The sequence below is a fragment of the Micromonospora sp. CA-248212 genome (assembly GCF_050948405.1).
Lineage (GTDB): Bacteria > Actinomycetota > Actinomycetes > Mycobacteriales > Micromonosporaceae > Micromonospora.
The window spans coordinates 5,930,286-5,952,314 of the sequence record NZ_CP192023.1 but is presented as its reverse complement, the minus strand read 5'-3'; the positions used below and the strand labels follow the sequence as shown (position 1 = coordinate 5,952,314).

Sequence of the window (22,029 nt, the reverse complement as noted above, 5' to 3'; positions counted from 1 at the left end):
CCGCCTGGCGGCCGGGAAACACCTCTTCCGGTGGGGGCGGGCGCGCCTGGACGACGGATGAATCACCGGATGTCAACTGTGCAGCCTTCGGCTTCTAGAATGGCCGCCACACGTCCTGCCTCTTCGCGGCTGATGTTCTGTAGAACAGTCGCCGGAGCTGACTCAACCAAGTCTTTGGCCTCTTTGAGGCCGATTCCGGTCGTCTGGCGAACTGCTTTGATTGCCTGAATGATCCCGTTCTTTCCGTAGCTCATCAGAACGACCGAATAGCCGTCCTGCGGGCGAACTCTCAGTAGTTCCCGCACTCCTTCAAGAACTTCTCGCAGCACGTCACCAGTGTCGCGCACCTCCGGGGCGACCTGCGACTCCGGGCTCTTGGATATTGCGCCTACAGCATTCGAGAAATCGGCCCAGCTGCGATCGAACGCCTTCTGAAGCCGAGTGGTGCTGAGCGGTGCGGAGCATGTCTCGTTTATGGACGAGACAAGCCTGAGCATATCTTCGCTATCGGTGGCCATGGTGGCCTGAAACTGGGCGATAGGCCCAGTGACATCGGCTGGTTTGACGTTGAGAAGCACTGGGCGGACCCGAGCTTCGGTGAGAGATTTGGCCAGAGCGCCCGCCTCGAAGTTGAGCCATGGAGAGCTGACGTTCTCGGCGGTAACGCAGATTATTCCCTGGCTTCCCTTTTGCAACCTCGCGCCAACTTCGGCTAGCCAGCGTTGGCCTTTGGCTATGTCTTCAGTGGACATCCACGGGGTCACCTGCTGGATAACTTCCGGCAGCCAATCACGAAGAGACCGGGCCAACTGATTGCTTCTCGATCCCGACCAGCTAATAAAAACTTCCATCAGTATCCTCAGGAATGCGTTGGGCGCTCTGGCAAATATTGCCGAGTAACGATAGTCGGCCTGGCGCTACTGAGCAACACCCTTCGGATTGGTCGAACGGTTGACGACGCACCCAACCATCGGGCAGGGGCTGAACCATCTCGGTATCTCCACAGGCAGGCAGTGAGCTTGGTGAAGACTTCCGAAGATGAGGAGAACGGTGGCTCCTGATGGCCTGGCCTCCGCAACCTGTTTCCCTGCTAGTTGCCCGTCGCGCGGAGATGTGTAGATGCATTTCTCGGGTGTCACGCGTCGTGGTGTGCTACCCAGAAGACGGAGCGGTCGCCTCGGTCGTTGGGGCCAACGCGGATGACGTGACCGCCGCGCCAGCGTCCGGCATGGCCGGAACTACCTGTGCGCCCGGCAGGATTCGAACCTGCGGCCTTGGGATTAGAAGTCCCCTGCTCTATCCGCTGAGCTACGGGCGCGCGGCGTGGAAGTCGCGCCAGAAGGGTACCGCCGACCCACCGCGTGTCGGGTCGATGGGTGCCGCCTCCACGTTGCCGTGCAGAGTCTCACGAGGCGGCTCCGGTCGGCATCCGGGTTCCCGCGAGGAGGCCGGTCGTCTCCCCGTACCCTCGGCTGGTGTTGCTGGACCCCGACGCCGAGAGCAGCGTCGCCTATGAGCTGTGCCAGGTCGTCGGTCGGGCGATCCTGCCCTACCGGGCAGCCGACGCCTACGGCACCGCCTTCTTCTTCCAGGGCGGCGACGACCCGGTGGGGGAGGCGCTGCTGACGGCGGCCGACCTCGTCGGCGCGGCCGGCGGTGAGCTGGGCCTGCGGACGAGCGTCACCGAGCCGGCGGGCGTCGCGCCGGACGCTGTCGCCCAGGGCGAGATCGTGCCCGGTTGGTCCAGCTTTCCGGGTGACGGGGTCGCGGTACTGCCGACCGCTGGCCTGCACCGCTACGCCGGCGACGGCGGCTGGCGGTGGCGCGTGCAGCCGGTACCGGCGGAGATCGCCGCCGGGCCCGAGGCCGTCGCCGACCTCGGCGCCGACGCCAGTTCCGCTTTCGTGCTGGCCCATGGGGTACGCGAAGACGGCTCCCGCCCCCTGGAGGTGGCGATCGAGCGCGTGGTCCGCGACGGGGACGACGTGCGGATCACCACCGAACTGCCACCGGGGTACGTGGGTGCGCCCGTCTTCGTCGTGCAGGCCGACGCCACGGGCGACGTGTCGCTGTACTGCCTCGGCCTGGTGCTGCCCGGCGTCGGCGGGCACCCGGTGGCGACCTTCGACCGGATCGGCGCGGTCCTCTCGGCCGCGCGCGGCGACGCCTGAACCCGGCTCGACCGCTCAGTCACCGCCCACCTTCCTTCGACGCTGCTGGCCCGCCGAGCGGGACCGGTCAGTCGCACGAGCGCGCCGACGTTTCCGAGGCTGCTCGGTCGCTGAGCGCCGTCGCCCCGGGGCGGTCAGCTCGTTCGGGCCGGCGGACAGGTCGCTGACCACAGCTTGGGCGCGGGCGGTCGTCCGAGCTGGGTCGGATCAGTCGCCGACCGCTGTTGCCTCGGCGGTGTCGGTCGACGGGCGGCGGCTCTGCGGCAGCGTGGGCGCGTCGGTGTCGGCATCGTCGTCGGCCGGGGCGGTGGGGCCGGCGGCCAGGAACGCCTCGGCCCAGCGACCGACCTCGTCGAAGACCTTCGCCCGTACGACCGGGCCGGAGAGCGTGAGGTCGTGCAACCCGCCGTCGAAGCGGGCCAGGGTCACGTGCTGGCCGAGGCGGGGCGCGTACTTCACCATGTGCCCGACGTCCAGCACCGCGTCGGCCAGGGTGGCGTTGTCGTGCCACTTCTTGCCCCGGAAGGAGCGGGTCGAGCAGGCCAGCAGCACCGGCACCGGGATGTCCAGGCCGGCGCGCAGCCGACGCTGGCCGGTGCGGATCGCGTTCAGCCAGCCGGCCCGCACCGGGAACCCGGCCAGCGGCTTCCAGGCCAGGTCATAGGTCCACTCGCCGCGGTGGTCGGCGTGCAGGCTCTCGCCGTACACCGTGCCCAGGCCCAGCGGCAGCACGCGGTGCGGCGCCCTGCGGCCCAGCCGGGCGACGGCGGCCGCGAGGGGTCGACGGACCACCCAGGGAGCGTTGAGGTCGAAGAAAGGGCTGTTCAGGACCAGGCCGTCGACGATGCCGGCGTCGCGGCGGGCGTCGGCCCAGAGCGAGATGATCAGGCCGCCGGTGGAGTGGCCCATCACCAGCAGGGTGTCGTGCTCGTCCTCGCCGCGGATGATGTCGGCGGCGGCGTCCAGCTCGGGAAAGTAGTCGCTGATGTCGCGGCAGAAGTTCGGCGTCTGGTGCGCGAGCAGACTACGACCGTACTTGCGCAGGTCGAGCGCGTAGAAGTCCCAACCACGCTCGGCGAAGAAGTCGGCCAGGTGGGTCTGGAAGAAGTAGTCGACGAACCCGTGCACGTAGAGCACCGCCCGCCCGGTGGGCCGCTCGGCCCGCCGCCGGACCAGGGTCGCGACAACGGGACCTTCGTCGTCGGCGCCCAGGTCGATCGTCCGCCGCTCGTAGGGCAGCCCCAACACGTCCGGTTCCACAACCGCGACGCTACGCCCGCAGCCCTACCCAACGGTAGCCCCGCCCCGCCTGGCGCTCTCGCCCTGCCCGGCCCCCGCCCGGCCCTCGCCCTCGCCCCTGCCCGGCCTCCGCCCTCGCCCGCCCCGCCCCTGCCCGCGATCTTGCACTTTCTGTTGCGGCATAACCACTGGAAAGCCGCATATCGGCGTCCGAAAGTGCAAGATCGCGGGGCGGGGGCGGGCGCGGCGGGCGGGTCGTGGGTCAGACCGTTTCCGCGTCGGCGCGGGCCGGGTCCTCGTCGATCGGGTCGATCTCGCCCTGGGGCTGCGGGATGTCGCGCAGGTGCTTGTTGTTGCGCGGCTCCTGCTTGGTCTTGGCGTCGTTGAGCTTGCGACGCAGGTCGTCGCGGACGTCGTTGAGGGCGGCGTGCAGGTCCTCCTCGGTGGAGGTGGTGACGATCTTCTGCCGGCCGGCGATCCAGCACTCCAGCGTGACCTTCTGACCCCGCGCCTCCCGGTCCTTCACCGACACCTCCAGCTCGGTGGCGTCGGCGTGGAAACCGGCCAGCCGGGCGTCGAGGGTGGCGAACTGCTCGGCGATCCAGTTGCGGTCGCCCTGCGAGAACCCCGCGCCGACCCGCAGGCACTCGCCCACGGTCGCCGGGTTCGTTACGGCGCTCATCGCCGCACCTCGGAAACGGTCGCGGAGCCGAAAGTAGTGATCGTCATGGTGCTGACCTCTCGTCGACGTGGAGCTTGTCGGTGGTGCGTTGATCAAATCCATACCCAGTTCGGTCGGCTCCGGAACCGCCCTTGGCCGTTCGGGTGGGTCGGCCGTACTACAGCAGGGGCTTGATCAGGGCGTTGTCCACAGGTGGCCCGTTGTCCACAGGTCCGGGTGGCGGCGCTGGCGGTGGCCGTCGACATCGCACAGGCTCGATGCCGAGTCGACTCGCGCTGGCACACCCCCGATCCCCTGGAGGGACGATGTTCGACACGTACGTCACGATTGTCGGCAATATTCTGACGGCGCCCGAGTGGCGCCGGACCAAGGAGAGCAACACGCTGGTGGCCAATTTCAAGGTCGCCTCCACAGCACGCCGCCTCGACCGCGACAGCGGCCGTTGGGTCGACGGGAATTCGCTGCGTGTCCGCGTCAACTGCTGGCGCAAGCTCGCCGAGGGCGTCGCCGCGTCGGTGATGGTCGGCGACCCGGTGGTGGTCTGCGGTCGGCTCTACACCCGCGACTGGATCGACGAGGCCGGCACCCACCGCACCCTCTACGAGCTGGAGGCGGTCGCCGTCGGCCACGACCTCTCCCGGGGACGCGCCCGCTTCCTGCGTAACCGGCCGACCATGACCACCAGCATCGTCGAGGACGCCGCCACCGAGAGCCGCGTGCACGGCGAGCCCACCGAGCCGGTACCCGCCGAGGAGGCCCCGGCGCTGCCCGACGACGGTCCGCTCGACGACGACTTCGAGCTGCCCGAGTACGCCGCACCGCGTACCAGCCCCCTGGGCCACGGCCCGCTCGACGTCGCCCTGGACGACGACGGCCGCACCCTCGCGGCGGCGGCGGACGACGCCGACCCGGAGGACGACCCCGACGACGAGTTGGGGCCGGTACCCGACGAGGGTCAGCCGGATGTCCCGTCGTCCGGTCGGGGCCGGCGGGGCCGAGGCCGGGTGCCGCAGCCGGCATGAGTGTCGGGTCCCGGGGCGGCAGCGCGGCCGTGTGAGGTCCCGACGCCGTACGCGCCGGGGGCACGACGGGGGCGGGGTGGCGGCGCGGCTCGCGTCGTCACCCCGCGTGAGCAGAGCGGGTGGAGGAGACTTCGGTGGAGTACGGCAGGCGCGGCTGGCTGATGCGGTGCTCGTCTAGGCTGGCCGGCCGGGGGTGGTGAGCGTGCGACGGACAGCACCGGTGGCGAACGCGGTGGGCCTGGTGGCCGGTTACGCCCTGGACCGGTTGCTCGGCGACCCCCGCCGGTGGCACCCGGTCGCCGGGTTCGGCCAGGTGGCCGGCGCTCTGGAGCGTCGCCTGCACCGCCCGGACCGGACCGCCGGGGCGGTGTTCACGGCATTGGCGGTCGGCGGGCCCGTGGCGCTCGGGGTGGCCGCCGCGCTGGCCACCCGGCACCGGCCGGTGAGCCGCGCGGTCCTCGTCGCCGCCGGCACCTGGACCGTGCTGGGCGGCCGTACCCTGCGGCGCGAGGCCGCGATCATGGGTCGGACGCTGCGCGACGGCGACCTGCCCGCCGCGCGGGAACGCCTCGGCAACCTCTGCGGGCGGGACCCGTCGACCCTGGACGAGTCGGAGTTGGCCCGCGCCACCGTCGAGTCGGTCGCGGAGAACACCTCCGACGCGGTGGTCGCCCCGCTGCTCTGGGGCGCGGTCGCCGGCCTGCCCGGTTTGCTGGGTTACCGCGCCGCGAACACCCTGGACGCGATGGTCGGGCACCGGTCCGAGCGCTACGCGCGGTTCGGCACCCCCTCCGCCCGGCTGGACGACCTGCTCAACCTCGTGCCATCCCGGCTGACCGGGCTCCTCACCATCGCCGTCGCTCCGGTGGCGCACGGCGACCGGGAGCGCGCCTGGCGGGTGTGGCGGCGGGACCGCAACGACCACCCGAGCCCCAACGCCGGCCAGTGCGAGGCGGCGATGGCCGGCGCGCTCGGCGTCCGCCTCGGTGGCCGCAACAGGTACTTCGGACGCTCCGAGGTCCGCCCGTTCCTGGGCGACGGCCCCCGTCCCGAGGCGCGGCACCTCAAGCGGGCCGCGCGCATCTCCGGCGCTGTCGGCCTGGCAGCCCTCGGGCTGGCCGCCGCCTACCCGCTGACCGTCGGTCGCCTCGCCGGCGCGGTCGCGCGGCGGGGCCTGCGCGTCGCGACGGGTCGGGGCACCGGCCCGGTGCTGGGCCGGGAGGCGTTTTCGCGGGGCCGGTGGGCAGGCGGCCCGCCGGCCGTCCGGTCGGAGCCGAGTCGGGTCGGCGGCGTCCCGGGGTGGGGGAGCGGGCGATGAGCGGCGGGCTGCTGGTCGCCGGCACCACCTCGGACGCCGGCAAGAGCGTGCTCACCGCCGGCATCTGCCGCTGGCTGCACCGGCGGGGCGTGAAAGTGGCGCCGTTCAAGGCGCAGAACATGTCGAACAACTCGGCCGTCGTGGTCGGGCCGGACGGGCGGGGTGGGGAGATCGGCCGCGCCCAGGCCATGCAGGCCGCGGCGTGCGGGCTCGCACCGGACCTGCGCTTCAACCCGGTGCTGCTCAAGCCGGGCAGTGACCTCGCCAGTCAGGTGGTGCTCCTCGGCGAAGCGGTCGACACGATCACCGCCGGCACCTTCCGGCAGCTGCGACCCCGCCTCGCCGAGACCGCGTACGCGGCGTTGGCCGAGCTGCGCGCCGCGTACGACGTGGTGATCTGCGAGGGCGCGGGCAGTCCGGCGGAGATCAACCTGCGGGCCGGGGACTACGTCAACATGGGGCTCGCCCGGCACGCCAACCTGCCCGCCATCGTGGTCGGCGACATCGACCGGGGCGGCGTCTTCGCGTCGATGTTCGGCACGGTGGCCCTGCTCGACCCGGCCGACCAGGCTCTCGTCGCCGGCTTCGTGATCAACAAGTTCCGGGGGGACCTCGGCCTGCTCCAGCCGGGGCTGGACATGCTGCGTCGCGTGACCGGCCGTCCCACGTACGGGGTGCTGCCGTGGTCGCTCGACCTGTGGCTGGACGCGGAGGACTCCCTCGCCTACGGCCGGATACTCGGCCGTCCCGCCGCCCCACACGGCACCGAATGGCTGGACGTGGCCGTCGTCCGGCTGCCTCGCATCAGCAACGCCACCGACGTGGAGGCGCTCGCCACCGAGCCGGGTGTCCGCGTGCGTCTCACCGTCGAGCCGGCCGAACTGGCCTCCGCCGATGTGATCGTCCTGCCCGGCTCGAAGTCGACCGTCGCGGACCTGGCCTGGCTACGCGAGACCGGCCTCGCCGACGCGGTCGCCGCCCACGCGGCAGCCGGCAAGCCGCTGCTCGGCCTCTGCGGCGGGTTCCAGATGCTCGGCCGAGCCATCCACGACCCGGTCGAGAGTCGGCAGGGCAGCGTAGCCGGGCTCGGTCTGCTGCCCATCGAGATCACCTTCGATCCCCGCAAGACCGTCCGGCAGTCGGTGGGCGCCGGCCCCGGCGACGTGACGGTCCGCGGCTACGAGATCCACCACGGGTACGTCTCGCAGTCCGACCCGGACCTGCCCCCGCTGCTGACCGGGGCCGACGGCGCGGGCGAGGGAGCGGTGCTCGGCGCGGTGCACGGCACGCACTGGCACGGCGCGTTCGAGTCCGACGGGTTCCGCCGCTGGTTCCTCACCGAGGCGGCGCGGCTGGCCGGGCGTACCGGCTTCCGGGTCGCGCCGGCCACCAGCTTCGCCGCCGCCCGGGAACGCTCGCTCGACCTGCTCGGCGACCTCGTCGAGGAGCACCTCGACACCGACGCCCTCTGGCGTCTCATCGAGACCGGCGCACCCGAGGCTCTTCCCTTCATCCCGCCCGGCGCCCCGCCCACCTGAGCGCCACCCCCACGACGGACCACCGCCTCCAGCGCTGACAGCGCTACCCCCGCCACGGACCGTCGCCTCCAGCGCCGACAGCGCCACCCCGCGCCGGACCACCGCCTCCGGCGTCGATCATGGAGTCGTGGTGCCTGATATGTCGCTGATGGCCCTCTGCGTCCGCCACCACAACGTCATGATCGGCGAGGTGGGATAGCGGGCTGGTCAGAGGCGGATGTCGGCGGGGCGGTCGGTGGTGGGCAGACCGGCGGCCAGCCACGCGTCGACGCCGCCGATCATGTCGGTGGCCCGGCGCAGCCCGAGGGTCTGGAGGCTCGCGGCGGCCAGGCTGGAGCTGTAGCCCTGGCGGCACACCACGATGATCTCCCGGTCGTACGCGGTGGCCTCCGGGATGCGCCAGGCGCTGGCCGGGTCGAGCCGCCACTCCAGCACCGTGCGGTCGATGACGACCGCCCCCGGGAGGTCACCCTGTTCGCGGCGCTGCGTGTCGGTACGGGTGTCGACAAGCAGAGCGCCACCGCGGACCGCCTCGACGGTCTGCTGTGGAGTCAGTCGGTGCAGCCCGGCGCGGGCCTGTTCGAGCAGGGCGTCGATGCCGGGGCTCATCACGTCTCGGAGCACCACCGAATCATGCCGACTCGGCTACCGGCCCGCGCGGCGAACCGATCGCCCGTCACCCCTCGCCACCCCAATTCCCCCGGACGTGAGAATGGCCGCCCCAACAGGCTCAGCCAGACGTGTCACCCGGCCGGGATCGGCATGATCGACTCGATTTCCGTGAGGTCGGGGTGTCGTGGCGGGCGGGAGAGAGCGACATCCGTGAAACCGAGTCGATCACGGCCAGACCGCCGAGCCTGGCGAGCGCGGACCAGGGGAGGGGCATACTGCGCTCGTGCACCGACTCTTCGCCAGGGGACCGCTCGGACGCACGGGGCCGCCGCTGCGTGAGCCCGGCACCCTTCGACACCGAAACGACGCCGATGGGCCGACCGAGGGTTCCGCCGCGCAGGTGGCACCGGTGGCAGTCGTCGAGGCGTACGCCGAGGTGGCGCGCCGGGTGCTCGCGGGCCCGGCGCGGTTGGGACGGACCCGGCTGGTCGCCGTCGACGGGCCGAGCGGCGCGGGCAAGAGCCGGTTCGCGGCGCACCTCGCGGACGCCCTGGCGGCGCTGCCCGGCGGGCGGCCGCCCGTGGTGCACACCGACGACCTGCTCGACGGCTGGGGCGACCAGTTGACCTTCTGGCCCCGGCTCGACGGCGAGGTGCTGGCCCGGCTGCGCCAGGGGAAGCCGGGCGCGTACCGGCGGTACAACTGGGTACGGCGGTCCTTCCTGCCCCGCCCGGTGCCGGTGCCGGTGACGCCGGTGCTGATCGTGGAGGGGGTCAGCGCCGCGCGTGCCGTCGTCCGGCCGGAGCTGACTCTCGCCGTCTTCGTGACCGCGCCCGCGCCGCTGCGGCTGGCCCGCGCGGTCGAACGGGACGGGGCGGAGATCCTGCCGGAGCTGCGCCGCTGGCATGTCGGTGAGCGGGCGCACTTCAGCGCCGACGACACCGCCGCGCACGCCGACCTGGTGGTCGACGGAGCGTCGACGCTGCCGCTCGACGCGTCGCGCTACTTCGTGCGGGTCCCCGCTGCGGGTGCGGGCTCGGCCGGCCGGCCTGGGTAAGGCCGGCATACGATGCCGGTCATGACCTCACCGATCATGTCCGAGTCCGAGGTGCGGGCCGCCGTCGAGCGGGAGATGCCCGGCGTCCGGGCCGACCTCGAACGCCTCGTCCGTATCCCCGGCATCGCCTTCGACGGCTTCGACCACTCGCACGTCGAGCGTTCCGCCGAGGCGGTCGCCGAGTTGCTGCGCGGCTGCGGCCTGGACGTCGACATCGTGCGTTCCGGCGGGCAGCCGGCCGTGATCGGCCGTCGCGCGGCACCGCCCGGCGCGCCCACCGTGCTGCTCTACGCCCACCACGACGTGCAGCCGGTCGGCGACCGGTCGCTGTGGGAGTCCGACCCGTTCGAGCCGGTGGAGCGCGACGGCCGCCTGTACGGCCGGGGCGCGGCCGACGACAAGGCCGGCATCATGGCGCACGTCGCGGCCCTGCGGGCGTACGGGGACGCGCTGCCGGTCGGTGTGGTGCTGTTCATCGAGGGCGAGGAGGAGTTCGGCTCCGACTCGTTGGAGCGGCTGCTCGTCGAGCACCGCGACGAGATCGCCTCGGACGTCATCGTGATCGCTGACTCGGGCAACTGGGACATCGGCGTACCGGCGCTGACCACCTCGCTGCGCGGCATCGTCAACTGCTTCGTCGAGGTGCGCACGCTGGACCACGCCGTGCACAGCGGCATGTTCGGCGGCGCCATCCCGGACGCGTTGACCGCGCTGGTCCGGCTGCTGGCGACCCTGCACGACGACGCCGGTGACGTGGCGGTGGACGGGCTGGTCGGCCGGGTGGGCGCCGCTGTCGACTACCCGGAGGACCGGGTACGCGCCGAGGCCGGGCTGGTCGAGGGTGTGCAGTTCATCGGTACCGGCCGGCTCACCGACCGGCTCTGGACCAAGCCGGCGCTGGCGGTGCTCGGCATCGACGCCCCGGCCACCGGTGAGGCCCCGAACGCCCTGGTGCCCGCCGCGAAGGCGAAGCTCAGCGTCCGTCTCGCCCCAGGCGACGACCCCAAGCGGGCGTACGCGGCGGTGCGCGCCCACCTGGAGAAGCACGCGCCGTGGGGCGCTCAGGTCACGGTCACCTTCGAGCACGACGGCAACCCGTGCGTGATCGACGCGTCCGGGCCGATGTTCGACGCCGCCCGCTCGGCGTTCCAGGCCGCCTGGGACGGCACCGAGCCGGTGGACATCGGCGTCGGCGGCTCGATCCCGTTCATCGCCACCTTCCAGGAGATGTTCCCGCAGGCGGCGATCCTGGTGACCGGCGTGGAGGACCCGCACGCCCGCGCGCACGGTCCGAACGAGAGCCTGCACCTCGGCGAGTTCGCCAAGGTCTGCCTCGCCGAGGCGCTGCTGTTGGGCAAGGTGGCCGCTGCGGCGGAGTGATAACGGCAAGTTTGCGCCTGAACTGCGTGTTTACGGCGTGTCGTCGATGGGGTTGTTATAGGCTTTCGAACATGAGTACGAACGAGGTGATGGCCCGGTTGGGGGCCGCCGTCAGCGCACTGGGGGACGTCGACGTCTCCGCGTGGTCCGAGGACACGCTCAACGAACAGCTCGGTGAGCTCTCCGCCGCCCTGGTCGCCCTCGACTCGGTGCTCTCCCGGGTGGCCGGTGAGGTCCGCGCCCGAGGGTTGCGCATCGAGGAGCCCGTCTCCGCCTGATTCCCGCCGCCCCTTGAGTGCCTTGAGAACCAGGGCCAGCGGGCTGCGGCACCGCGCCGACACCGCCCGGGCACGGCAATGCCCGGGCGGTGTCGGAGGTGACTGGCAGGATGAGCGTCGTGCGGTTCATCGACCTGGCGGCCACCTCCGCCGCCGTGGGCGCCACCAGCGGCCGGCGGGCCAAGGTGGAGCTGCTCGCCGACGCGCTGCGCCGGCTCGACCCGGCCGAGGTGGAGCCCGGCGCCGGCTATCTCGCCGGTGAGTTGCGGCAACGCCAGACCGGCGTGGGCTACGCCAGTCTGCGTGACCTGCCCGCGCCGGCCGTCGAGCCGACGCTGACCGTGGCCGCCGTCGACGCGGCCATCGCCCAGATCGCCGCTGTGCACGGCTCGGGGCGCAGGCCCGCCGCCGCGCTCTGCTCGGCGCCCTCTACGCGGCGGCCACCGCCGACGAGCAACGGCTGCTGACCGGCCTGTTCGGTGGTGAACTGCGCCAGGGCGCGCAGGCCGGGCTGCTCGCCGATGCCGTGGCCCGGGCCGCCGAGGTGCCGGCCGCCACCGTCCGCCGTGCCCTGCTGCTCGCCGGTGACCTGCGGGCCGTGGCGGTGGCCGCGCTGCGCGGAGGGGCCGCCGAGTTGGCTGGTTTCGGCCTGCGGGTCGGCCGGCCGCTCGCGCCGATGCTCGCCCAGAGCGCCCCCTCGGTTGACGAGGCGCTGGCCGCGACCGGCACGCCGGCCGTGGTCGACGTGAAACTCGACGGCATCCGCATCCAGGTGCACCGCTCCGGCGCCGACATCGCCGTGTTCACCCGCAGCCTCGACGAGATCACCAGCCGGGTGCCCGAGGTCGTCGCGGCGGTGCGCGCCCTGCCCGGCCGCGAGCTGGTGCTCGACGGCGAGGCGATCGGCCTGGACGAGACGGGCCGCCCGCTGCCGTTCCAGCAGACCTCCAGCCGGGCCGCCCGGCGCACCACCCCGAGCACCACCGGCCGTACGCCGGTCGCCCCGGCGGTGCTCGCGGCCGCCGCCAGCACCGGCACGACGGTGCTCACCCCGTACTTCTTCGACCTGCTGCACCTCGACGGTGAGGATCTGATCGACCTGCCCGGCCACCAGCGGTGGGCCGCGCTCGCCGGCGCGGTGGACGCGTCACTGCTGGTCGGTCGGATGGAGGTCGACGGTCCGGAGCAGGCCGGGGCGGCGTTCGCCGCCGCCCTCGACGCGGGCCAGGAGGGCGTGGTGGTCAAGGCGCCGGACGCCCCCTACGACGCCGGCCGTCGTGGGGCGGCCTGGGTCAAGGTCAAACCCCGACACACCCTCGACCTGGTGGTGCTCGCCGTGGAGTGGGGCAGCGGCCGGCGCAAGGGCTGGCTCTCCAACCTGCACCTCGGCGCCCGTGACCCGCGCACCGGCGACTTCGTGATGCTCGGCAAGACGTTCAAGGGGCTCACCGACGAGCTGCTGCGGTGGCAGACCGAGCGGTTCCTCGGCCTCGCCGTCGAGCGCGGCGACGGGGTGGTCCGGGTGCGTCCCGAGCAGGTCGTGGAGATCGCGTTCGACGGGGTGCAGACGAGCACCCGCTATCCCGGTGGAATGGCGCTGCGGTTCGCCCGCGTGGTGCGCTACCGGGACGACAAGTCCGCCGCCGAGGCCGACACCATCGACGCCGTCCGCGCCATCCACGCGGGCCGGGTCACCGGCTGACGGCGGTCGGGGCCAGCCCACCGGCTGACGCCGGTTCAGGCTGTCAGGGCGGGGTCAGGCGGAGGCGCTGGGCGTCGGCTCGGCCGCCCGGTCCAGCGGTGCCGGCGCGCCACCGAGGCCGGCGGCCCGGCGTGCCTCGCGGCGGGCCACCCAGCCGTAGCCGAAGATCGCCATCGCGGCGAAGAGCCACCACTGCACGACGTAGCCGAAGTTCTGCCAGTTGTTGGTGTGCCCGACCGGGACGGCCTTGAAGAGCGGGTCGGCGGCCGGGGTCTGCTCGTCCAGCAGCAGGTAGCCGCCGTAGACCGGGTAGGGCAGCTCGCGGGCCAGCCGCGGCACGGCGATCCGCCGGGTCTCCAGCCGTCCGTCGCGGCGGTCCACCACGCCGGCGCCGCTCTCGGTCTCGTGCACCCGGCCGCTGACCGTGACGTCGCCGCCCGGCGGGGTGGGCACCGACGGTTGGGCGGTCGCGCCGCCCGGAGCCGGCGGGATCCAGCCCCGGTCCACCAGCAGCGCGGTGCCGTCGGCGAGCACGAGTGGGGTGAGCACCTCGAAGCCGACCCGGCTGTCGACCGTCCGGCCCCGGACCAGGACGGTGTTCGACGTGTCGTACCGGCCGGTGGCGGTGACGCGGGTCCAGACCCGGTCCTTCGCGGGAGCCGGACCGGCGGTGCCGGGCCCGCCGGCCGGCGGGCGGAACGCGTCGGCCAGGGGCGCCGGGGCCATCCGCTCGCCCGCGTCGATCCGCTCGTTGATCTCGGTACGACCCCGGTAGCGGTCCAGCTGCCAGTTGCCGAGCCACACCATGACGGCGGCGGCGACCAGCGTCAGCGCGAGGGCGCCCAACCAGCGTGGGCTCAGCAGGAACCGGTACACGGCACCGAGGCTACCCGTATGACCGGGGCCACTCACCGCGACCGGGCCGGGACGGTCCGCCGACCCCCGGTTGGCGGTGCTCGCCCGTCGGTGCGGGCGAGTATCGTCACGCCGACGGATCGACCCCCTCGGTTGTCCGTCGCGTACCCGCCGCCGCCCGCGAGGAGTCGATGATGACCGTCGTGCCGCGCCTGGTGCTCAGCGCGCCGTCCTCCGGGCACGGAAAGAACGCGTTGGCGATCGGGCTGCTCGCCGCCCTGGCCGAGCGGGGTGTCGACGTCGCCGGGTTCAAGCTCGGCCCGGACCACGTCGACGCCGCGTACCTCGGTCTCGCCGCCGGCCGACCGGGCCGGGTGATCGATCCCCGGCTGGTCGGCGTCGACCGGCTCGCCCCGCTGGTCGCGCACGGCGCCGCCGGTGCCGGTCTCGCGGTCGTGCAGGGCAGCATGGGCCTGTACGACTCGGTGGGCGGCCGGCCCGAGCAGGAGTCCACGGCCGCCGCCGCGGCGGCGCTGCGCAGCCCGGTGGTGCTGGTGGTCGACGTGGCCGCGATGGGTCAGTCGGTGGCCGCGCTGGTGCACGGGTTCCGCTCGTACGACGAGCAGTTGTGGTTGGGCGGGGTGATCCTCAACCGGGTGGCGTCGTCGCGGCACGAGAGCATGCTGCGCGAGGCGTTGGACGACGTGGGTGTGCCCGTCTACGGCGCGCTGCGCCGCCAGGATCTGCCGGCCGTGCTGCCGTCCCGCCGGCACGGGGTCGCGCCGGTCGTCGACTCCTCGGCCGACGCCGTCCGCGCGGTGCGTCGCCTGGGTGAGGCCGTCGCCGCCACTGTCGACCTGGAACGTCTGCTCGGGCTGGCCCGTTCCGCTCCGCCCCTGCCGGCGGTGGCCTGGTCGCCGGGGGACGCGCTCGGTGAGCTGGTCGTGCCCGCGCAGCGTCCGCTGGTCGCGGTGGCCGGTGGTCCGGGTGGCAGCTTCAGCCACCCGGAGGCCGCGGAGCTGCTGACGGCGGCCGGCGCCGAGGTGGTCACGGTCGACCCGCTGCGCGACGAGGCGTTGCCCGTCGGCACGCGGGCGCTGGTCGTCGGGGGAGCGCTGCCCGAGGCGTACGCCGAGCAACTGTCGGCCAACCGTCGGCTCTGCATCGCGGTGGCCGAGTTGGCGCGTACCGGCCGGCCGGTGGTCGCCGAGGGCGCCGGTCTGCTCTGGCTGGCCCGGGAGCTGGACGGGCTGCCGATGTGCGGTGTGCTGGACGCGGTGGGCGCGAGCCGCGACGGTCTGGTGGTGGGCTACCGGGAGGCGACCGCCGAGACCGACAGCGTGGTCGCCGCGAGCGGCACGGTGGTTGTCGGGCACAAGGAGCACCGGGCGGTGCTCACCCCGCGCGCCGGTCAGCGGCCGGCGTGGCGGTGGGAAGGTGGCACGCCGGAGGGGTTCGTCTGGCGCAACGTGCACGCCTCGCAGCTCACCCTGCACTGGGCCGGTCATCCGGCGACCGCCGCCCGGGTGGTGGCCGCGGCGGTGGGCGAGCCAGCAGCCGAGGCGGTGTCACAGCCGGTGGTGCCGGCGTGATCGGTCAGGTGGCGGTCCGCCGGTTTCCGGTGTTGACCGTCTCCACCCCGCGTACGGAGGTGCGCCGGCTCACCGCGGCCGACGCGGCGGCGGCCGGCGAGATCTTCGCCGACAAGCTGACCCGGCGTTGGCTGCCGCTGCCCGGCGACTCCGGTCCGATCGACGGGCACGCCTGGTGCACCGACCTGGCCCGGCAGCGACGCGACAGCGGCGAGGGCGACCACTACGGAGTGATCCGCCGGGAGGACGACCAGGTGGTCGGCTCCCTCTGGACCCGGCGTACCGACTGGGGTGCCCGCCTCACCGAGGTCTCCTACGCGATGGCCCCGCACGCCCGGGGCTTCGGCCTGGCCGCCGAGGCGGTGGACGCGGTGGCCATCGCGTTGATCCTGGAGCACGGTTTCCAGCGGGTCGAGCTGCGGGTCGCGCCCGGCAACCTGGCGTCCCGCCGGGTCGCCGAGAAGGCCGGCTTCAGCTACGAGGGCCTGTTGCGCAACGCCGGCTTCGTCGGCGGTGGCCGGGTCGACCTCGAAGTCTGGTCGTTCGTGGCGGCGGACCTGCGCTGAGCCCCGCCGCCCGGCGGACCTTTCGCCGACCCCCGCCGTCACCCGACGATGGCGTCCGAGGGCGGCGTGAACTGGCGGGTCGGTGTGCCCTTGAGGCCGTCGCGCAGGGTCTGTGCCACCGCCGCGATCGGGATCTGGGACTGTCCGTCACCGACCGCGTTGAACGGATTGTCCGGGTCGGAGATGAAGCTCGCCGCAGCCAGTTCCGGTGTGAACCCGACGAACCAGGCGGACCGGGTGCTGTCGGTGGTACCCGTCTTGCCGGCGACCGGGCGGCCGACCGTACCCCGGACGCTGTCGGCCGTCGACCAGCCGCCGCAGCCCCCGCGTGCCGGGGTGTCCCCGGTCGGGCAGCGGGCGGCGTCGGTGGCCGCGCGGGCGGCGTCGGCGCTGACCACCTGGCGGCAGCGGGGCTTCGCCACCTCGCGCTGGATGCCGCCCGGCGTGGTGTACGTGGCCGGTGTGCCGTCCCGGTTCATGATCGCCTGCACGGGTATCGCCTCGCAGTAGCGGCCGTCGGCCGCGATGGCCGCGTAGGCGTTCGCCATCTCCAGCGGGGTGGCGTCGGAGACGCCGAGGGTGAACGCGCCCCACTTGTTGGCCTTGCCCGGTGACGCCTGCTCCCGGTCGACGTCGGTACGCCAGCGCAGGCCGAGCTGTTCGGCGAGTCGGACCGCCTTCTCCGCGCCCACCTTCTCCTCCAGCCACACGAAGTACGTGTTGACGGATTTGCCGAAGCCCGACCACATGGTCTGCTGGCCGGTCATCGCGCCGCTGGCGTTCGACGGCGCCCAGCCGTCGTAGACGGACGACTTGTAGCGGTACGGGGCGTTGAACGAGGTGGACAACGTCATCCCGGAGTCCAGCGCGGCCAGCATCGGGAACATCTTGAACGTCGATCCGGCCTGGTAGCCGGGCAGGTCTCCGCCGCCGAGCAGCGGCGCCACCGTGTTGGGGTAGTTGGCCTTCACCTTCGGCCCGGCCTCGGGATTGGAGCTGGGTGGATTGTCGGCCAGATCCAGGGAGTAGTTCCGGTTGACCGCCATCGCCTTGACCCGCCCGGTGCCCGGTTCGGAGACCACGATGCCGTTGGCGAACGGGCTGCCGGTGCCCTCCTTCGCGCCGACGTTCTTCTCAGCCGCCTCCTGGACCTTCTGGTCGAGGCTGAGCACGATCCGGTAGCCGCCCCGGCGCAGCTTGTCCATCCGTTCGAGGCGGTTGCTGCCGAACGCCGGTTGCGCGCTCCACCAGTTCTTCACGTAGTCGCAGGCGAAGCCCCAGCTCTGGTACTTCTCGATGATCGAGGCGCAGTCGCTCGGTGGGGTGGTGAGCTTCAGCCGGATCGGCTCGGACTTCGCGGCGGCGGCCGAGTCGGGGGACAGGTAGCCGAGCTGGCTCATCCGGTCCAGGACGTAGTTGCGCCGCCCGGTGGCCTCCTTCTGGTCGGAGTCGGCCGGGTCGTACTCGGAGGGGGACTTGACGAGCCCGGCGAGGGTGGCCGCCTCGACCGGGGTGAGGTCCTTCGGGGTCTTGGAGAAGAAGATCTCGCTGGCCGCGTAGATGCCGTACGCCCGGTGACCGAAGTACGCCGAGTTCAGGTAGCGCTCCATGATGTCTTCCTTGCTCATCTCCTTCTCCAGGTCCAGCGCCATGCGCATCTCCTTGACCTTGCGCAGGCTGGTCTGCTGGGTGGCCTCCTGGACCTCCTTGGGGGTGGTGGCGCTGTCCCGCAGGGCCATCCGGACGTACTGCATGGTCAGCGTCGACGCGCCCTGGGACACCCCGCTGGAGTGGGCGTTGGCCACGAAGGCGCGGGCCACGCCCTTCGGGTCGACGCCGTGGTGCTGGTAGAAGCGGGAGTCCTCGGCGGCGACGATCGCCTGCTGGATGTTCGGCGACATGTCCGACAGCTTCGTGTACTGGCGGTACTCCTCGTAGAACATGGTCAGCACGGTCTTGCCGTCCGGGGCGTACAGGTAGGAGGTTTCGGCGGGCAGGGCTTTGGTCAGCAGCCGGGTCTTCTGCTCCGTGGCGTGCGCGGTGGCCTTCGCGCCGAGCCCGGTGAGGGCGACCAGCGGGTAGGCGGCGGCGGCGATCACGATGCCGGCGATGAGCCCGGCGCGCAGGAGAGGAACGAGACGACCAGCGGCAGCAAGGGGTCGGTTGCTCACGTCGCAAAGTTATGACATTTCCGATTCGTACATGAGAAGAACTCATAAACCCGCGAGGTGGTGACATGGCTTACGTCGACATCGACTGTCCCGCCGGCCACCTTCCCGGCAGGATCGCGGACATGCGTGATCAGCCGTGCGGGGTGTCGCCGTTCGTCGACGCCGAGCCCGACCTGGCGCACCACGGCGACGCCGAGGCCAGCGCCGGTCTGGTCGACCTCGCCGTCAACGTCCGCCGGGCGCCGCTACCGGCCTGGCTGGCCGATCCGATCGCCGCCACCCTCACCGACCTGGCCCGCTATCCGGACCCGGCCCCGGCCCGCGCCGCCGTCGCCGCCCGGCACCGGCGTCACCCGGACGAGGTACTGCTCACCGCCGGGGCCGCCGAGGGCTTCGTGCTCATCGCCCAGGCGCTGCGCGGCGTGCGCCGGCCCGTGGTGGTGCACCCGCAGTTCACCGAGCCGGAGGCGGCGCTGCGGGCCGCCGGGCACACGGTCGAGCGGGTCCTGCTGGACCCGGCCGACGGCTTCCGCCTCGACGAATCCCTCGTGCCCGCCGACGCGGACCTGGTCATGATCGGCAACCCGACGAACCCCACCTCGGTGCTGCACCCCGCCCGGACCATCGCCGCGCTCGCCCGTCCCGGCCGGGTGCTGGTCGTCGACGAGGCGTTCGCCGACACCACGGGCGGCGCGGACACCGGCGAACCCGAGTCGCTCGCCGAGCGGCGCGACCTGCCCGGGTTGCTCGTCCTGCGTAGCCTCACCAAGACCTGGGGCCTGGCCGGCCTGCGGATCGGCTACCTGCTCGGCGACGCGGCCCTGCTGTCCCGGCTGGCCGCCGTCCAGCCGCTCTGGGCCGTCTCCACGCCCGCGCTGGCCGCCGCCGAGGCCTGCGCCACGCCCGTCGCGGTCCAGGCCGAACGCGCGATCGCCGCCGAACTCGCCGCCGACCGCGACCACCTGGTCGCCTGCCTGTCCGACCTGCCGGGCGTACGCGTCGCCGGCCGCCCCGCCAGCGCGTTCGTCCTGCTGCGCCTGCCCGACGCGACCCGGGTACGGGCCGCCCTGCGCGACCGGGGCTGGGCGGTCCGCCGGGGCGACACCTTCCCCGGGCTCGGCCCGGACTGGCTGCGCGTGGCGGTACGCGACCGAGACACCACCGACGCGTTCATCGCGGTGCTGCGCGAGATCATGGAGGCATGATGCTGGAGACCACGACGTCGGCGATCCGGCCCCCGGACGAGGCGGCGATGGCCGCCGCCCGCGAGCTGCACGGCCGGCTGACCAAGCCGGCGGGCTCGCTGGGCCTGCTGGAGAACCTGTCGGTACGCCTCGCCGGACTGGCCGGGATCTGCCCGCCGCCGGTGCCCGAGCCCGCCGCCGTGGCGATCTTCGCGGGCGACCACGGGGTGCACGCCCAGGGAGTCACCCCGTGGCCGCAGGAGGTCACCGCGCAGATGATCGGCAACTTCCTGGCCGGTGGCGCGGTCGTCAACGCGTTCGCCCGGCAGGCCGGCGCGTCGGTCACCGTGATCGACGTCGGGGTGGCCCACCCGCTGCCCGCGCCCACCGGGTCGGCCGCGCCCGCGTCGGACCTGGCCGCGCCCACGGGCTCGGCCGCGCCCGTGTCGGACCTGGCCGCGCCCACGGGCTCCGCGCCCGTGTCGGACCTGGCCGCGCCGCGGCTGATCGACGCGTCCGTACGCCGCGGTACCCGCGACCTGTCGGTGACCGCAGCGCTCACCCGGGACGAGGCGCTGGCGGCGGTCCTGACCGGCGTCCGGGTCGCCGACGAGCTGATCGACGCCGGCGCCGGCATCCTGCTCACCGGGGACATGGGCATCGGCAACACCACCCCGGCCGCCGCGCTGATCGCCGCGTTCACCGGCGTCGACCCGCTCGACTCCACGGGTCGGGGCACCGGAGTGGACGATGCGACGTACGCCCACAAGGTGGCCGTGGTGCGGGCCGCGCTGGCCCGGCACACACCCGACCCGGCCGACCCGCTGGGTGTCCTCGCCGCCGTCGGCGGTTTGGAGCACGCCGCCCTGGCCGGGCTGATCCTCGGTGCCGCCGCCCGTCGTACGCCGGTCCTGCTGGACGGGGTGATCGCGGTGTCCGCCGCGCTCGCCGCCGCCGCGTTCGCGCCGGACGCGGTCGCCGCCATGATCGCCGGACACCGCTCGGCGGAGCCCGGCGCGACGGTGGCGTTGCGACACCTCGGCCTCGACCCGCTCATCGATCTGGGGCTGCGCCTCGGCGAGGGCACCGGCGCGCTGCTGGCGCTGCCGGTGGTCACCGGCGCGGTCCGGGTGCTGCACGAGGTCGCCACGTTCGACTCGGCCGGCGTGGCCGAGAAGTGACCACGTCCAGCGAGCGGTCCGGTGGTGCCGGATGAGCGCGAACCCGTACCCCCTTGGTCTGCGGCTCGACGGACGGCGGGTGGTCGTGGTGGGTGGCGGCGCGGTCGCCACCCGGCGCGTGCCGGCGCTGCTGGACGCCGGCGCGGATGTCCTGCTGGTGGCGCCGGAGCTGACCCCGGCGTTGCAGGCCCGGGTCGACGCGGGGCGGTTGCGCTGGGTGCCGCGCCGCTTCGTGCCCGAGGACCTGGACGGGGCCTGGCTGGTCCAGGTGGCGATCGACGATCCGACCGCGGCTGCCGCGGTCAGTGCCGTCGCGGACGAGCGGCGGATCTTCTGCGTACGCGCCGACGACCGGGCGGCCGCCACCGCCTGGACTCCGGCGGTGACCCGGCAGGGACCGGTCACCGTGGCGGTGCTCGGCGGTGGTGACCCCCGACGGGCGATGAGCGTCCGCGACGCCATCCGCGACCTGCTCGCTGCAAGGAAGGGCCCCCTCTTAACGCCTGGGGTAGAGGAAGGGGCCCTTCCTAACTCGACCGGCGGGCGGGTGGCTCTCGTCGGGTCCGGGCCGGGTGACCCGGAGCTGATCACCGTGAAGGGCTGGCGGCTGCTCACCGAGGCGGATGTGGTGGTCGCCGACCGGCTGGTACCCGGCCTGCTCCTGGACGAGCTGCGCCCCGACGTCGAGCTGGTCGACGCCTCGAAGATCCCCTATGGCCCGTCGCGCGCCCAGGAGGAGATCAACCAGATCCTGGTCGACCGGGCGCTGGCCGGTGCTGCCGTGGTGCGGCTCAAGGGCGGCGACCCGTACGTCTTCGGCCGGGGCGGCGAGGAGTTGCTGGCCTGCGCGGCGGCCGGTGTGCCGGTGACCGTCGTGCCGGGGGTGACCAGCTCGATCGCCGCGCCGGCTGCGGCCGGCATCCCGGTCACCCACCGGGGGGTGGCGCACGAGTTCACCGTGGTCTCCGGGCACGTGGCGCCCGACTCGCCGGCGTCGCTGGTGCGCTGGGACGCCCTGGCCGGCCTGCGCGGCACCCTGGTGATCCTGATGGGGCTGAAGAACCTCGCCGCTATCGCCGAGACGTTGATCGCGCATGGCCGGTCGCCGCAGACACCGGCCGCCGTGGTCCAGGAAGCCACCACGGGCACTCAGCGGGTGCTGCGGTCCACGCTCGAAGCGGTCGCCGCCGACGTGCACACAGCCGAGGTGCGCCCACCCGCCGTGGTCGTCGTGGGCGACGTGGTGGGTGCCCTCGACGCCTGAGCAACGGGTGCCCACCGATCTTGCGGTTTCGGCGGGCAACATGCGTGATATGTCCCTTGTGTCGGGACAGGAAGTGCAAGATCGGCGAGCAGGGTAGTCCGGATGCGGCGATCATGGAGTTGTGGTGCCCGGGTTGGTGCCTTACCGGCGTTTTGTTGCCCACCACGGCGCCATGATCGGCGAGGTGGTGCCACGTGACGACGGGGCCGGGAGCGTC

16 protein-coding genes, 1 tRNA gene and 3 pseudogenes are annotated in these 22,029 nt (G+C 73.1%); 13 read left to right on the top strand and 7 right to left on the bottom strand.

Features of this window, described 5'->3' with window-relative positions; translation table 11 throughout:
• Window positions 1–62: 62 nt before the first annotated feature.
• Window positions 63–851: a ribosomal protein L7/L12 gene (locus tag ACQP03_RS27925; protein WP_357133640.1), complete on the bottom strand. Its 789-nt coding sequence runs from the start codon at window positions 849–851 to the stop codon at window positions 63–65.
• Window positions 852–1,245: 394 nt separating this feature from the next.
• Window positions 1,246–1,318: transfer RNA gene (locus ACQP03_RS27920), tRNA-Arg, on the bottom strand.
• Window positions 1,319–1,475: 157 nt separating this feature from the next.
• Between ACQP03_RS27920 and ACQP03_RS27915 the strand changes: the two genes are divergently transcribed.
• Window positions 1,476–2,171, top strand: a complete 696-nt coding sequence (locus ACQP03_RS27915; RefSeq protein WP_357133638.1) for a hypothetical protein — start codon at window positions 1,476–1,478, stop codon at window positions 2,169–2,171.
• Between the two features lie 207 nt (window positions 2,172–2,378).
• Here the strand turns inward: ACQP03_RS27915 and ACQP03_RS27910 are convergent, their stop codons facing one another.
• Entirely contained in the window at window positions 2,379–3,431 is a 1,053-nt protein-coding gene (locus ACQP03_RS27910; protein ID WP_357133636.1) for an alpha/beta hydrolase, read from the bottom strand.
• Window positions 3,432–3,672: 241 nt separating this feature from the next.
• Window positions 3,673–4,092: an HPF/RaiA family ribosome-associated protein gene (locus ACQP03_RS27905; RefSeq protein ID WP_357133634.1), complete on the bottom strand. Its 420-nt coding sequence runs from the start codon at window positions 4,090–4,092 to the stop codon at window positions 3,673–3,675.
• A 305-nt stretch (window positions 4,093–4,397) separates the two neighbouring features.
• On the opposite strand from ACQP03_RS27905, the gene ACQP03_RS27900 reads away from it, so the two are divergent.
• The 3 genes and pseudogenes from ACQP03_RS27900 to ACQP03_RS27890 all read left to right on the top strand — a co-directional run bounded on the left by ACQP03_RS27900 (window position 4,398) and on the right by ACQP03_RS27890 (window position 7,970).
• The gene (locus ACQP03_RS27900; protein WP_357133632.1) at window positions 4,398–5,114 is read left to right on the top strand and encodes a single-stranded DNA-binding protein; all 717 of its coding nucleotides are present in this window, start codon (window positions 4,398–4,400) and stop codon (window positions 5,112–5,114) included.
• Between the two features lie 202 nt (window positions 5,115–5,316).
• Window positions 5,317–6,309 (top strand): annotated as a pseudogene (locus ACQP03_RS27895) (cobalamin biosynthesis protein); the annotation flags it as partial.
• Between the two features lie 119 nt (window positions 6,310–6,428).
• A complete protein-coding gene (locus tag ACQP03_RS27890; protein WP_357133628.1) occupies window positions 6,429–7,970 on the top strand; it encodes a cobyric acid synthase in 1,542 nt (513 codons plus the stop codon).
• 207 nt (window positions 7,971–8,177) lie between these two features.
• On the opposite strand, the gene ACQP03_RS27885 is transcribed toward ACQP03_RS27890, so the two are convergent.
• Window positions 8,178–8,579: a rhodanese-like domain-containing protein gene (locus tag ACQP03_RS27885; protein WP_355052319.1), complete on the bottom strand. Its 402-nt coding sequence runs from the start codon at window positions 8,577–8,579 to the stop codon at window positions 8,178–8,180.
• Window positions 8,580–8,988: 409 nt separating this feature from the next.
• On the opposite strand from ACQP03_RS27885, the pseudogene ACQP03_RS27880 reads away from it, so the two are divergent.
• The 4 genes and pseudogenes from ACQP03_RS27880 to ACQP03_RS27865 form a co-directional block, all read left to right on the top strand.
• Window positions 8,989–9,683, top strand: a pseudogene (locus ACQP03_RS27880) (uridine kinase family protein); the annotation flags it as partial.
• Window positions 9,676–11,019, top strand: a complete 1,344-nt coding sequence (locus ACQP03_RS27875) for a dipeptidase (protein WP_357174811.1) — start codon at window positions 9,676–9,678, stop codon at window positions 11,017–11,019. The pseudogene ACQP03_RS27880 and the gene ACQP03_RS27875, both read left to right, overlap by 8 nt.
• A 71-nt stretch (window positions 11,020–11,090) precedes the next feature.
• The gene (locus ACQP03_RS27870) at window positions 11,091–11,297 is read left to right on the top strand and encodes a hypothetical protein (RefSeq protein ID WP_030333429.1); all 207 of its coding nucleotides are present in this window, start codon (window positions 11,091–11,093) and stop codon (window positions 11,295–11,297) included.
• A 110-nt stretch (window positions 11,298–11,407) separates the two neighbouring features.
• Window positions 11,408–12,999, top strand: a pseudogene (locus tag ACQP03_RS27865) (ATP-dependent DNA ligase).
• A gap of 54 nt (window positions 13,000–13,053) precedes the next feature.
• On the opposite strand, the gene ACQP03_RS27860 reads toward ACQP03_RS27865, so the two are convergent.
• Window positions 13,054–13,875, bottom strand: a complete 822-nt coding sequence (locus ACQP03_RS27860) for an SURF1 family cytochrome oxidase biogenesis protein (protein ID WP_357133623.1) — start codon at window positions 13,873–13,875, stop codon at window positions 13,054–13,056.
• A gap of 173 nt (window positions 13,876–14,048) precedes the next feature.
• Between ACQP03_RS27860 and ACQP03_RS27855 the strand changes: the two genes are divergently transcribed.
• Together ACQP03_RS27855 and ACQP03_RS27850 are read left to right on the top strand one after the other, a co-directional pair.
• Window positions 14,049–15,446, top strand: coding sequence for a cobyrinate a,c-diamide synthase (locus ACQP03_RS27855; protein WP_357174740.1), 1,398 nt, complete (start codon window positions 14,049–14,051; stop codon window positions 15,444–15,446).
• Window positions 15,443–16,012 (top strand): GNAT family N-acetyltransferase, encoded by a 570-nt coding sequence (locus tag ACQP03_RS27850; protein ID WP_357133619.1) that lies wholly within the window; start codon window positions 15,443–15,445, stop codon window positions 16,010–16,012. Before ACQP03_RS27855 ends, ACQP03_RS27850 begins: the two co-directional genes overlap by 4 nt.
• A gap of 38 nt (window positions 16,013–16,050) precedes the next feature.
• Here ACQP03_RS27850 and ACQP03_RS27845 read toward each other — a convergent pair whose 3' ends face one another.
• Entirely contained in the window at window positions 16,051–18,183 is a 2,133-nt protein-coding gene (locus tag ACQP03_RS27845) for a transglycosylase domain-containing protein (protein ID WP_357133617.1), read from the bottom strand.
• Window positions 18,184–18,305: 122 nt separating this feature from the next.
• On the opposite strand from ACQP03_RS27845, the gene cobC reads away from it, so the two are divergent.
• The 3 genes from cobC to cobA are packed head-to-tail and all read left to right on the top strand — an operon-like array spanning window position 18,306 to window position 21,812.
• The gene (gene cobC / locus ACQP03_RS27840) at window positions 18,306–19,388 is read left to right on the top strand and encodes an Rv2231c family pyridoxal phosphate-dependent protein CobC (RefSeq protein ID WP_357133615.1); all 1,083 of its coding nucleotides are present in this window, start codon (window positions 18,306–18,308) and stop codon (window positions 19,386–19,388) included.
• Window positions 19,385–20,548 (top strand): nicotinate-nucleotide--dimethylbenzimidazole phosphoribosyltransferase, encoded by a 1,164-nt coding sequence (locus ACQP03_RS27835; RefSeq protein WP_433459030.1) that lies wholly within the window; start codon window positions 19,385–19,387, stop codon window positions 20,546–20,548. Before cobC ends, ACQP03_RS27835 begins: the two co-directional genes overlap by 4 nt.
• Window positions 20,549–20,579: 31 nt before the next feature.
• Window positions 20,580–21,812 carry a uroporphyrinogen-III C-methyltransferase gene (cobA, locus tag ACQP03_RS27830; protein ID WP_357133613.1) on the top strand — a complete coding sequence of 411 codons (1,233 nt, stop codon included), beginning with the start codon at window positions 20,580–20,582 and terminating at the stop codon, window positions 21,810–21,812.
• Window positions 21,813–22,029 lie beyond the last annotated feature (217 nt).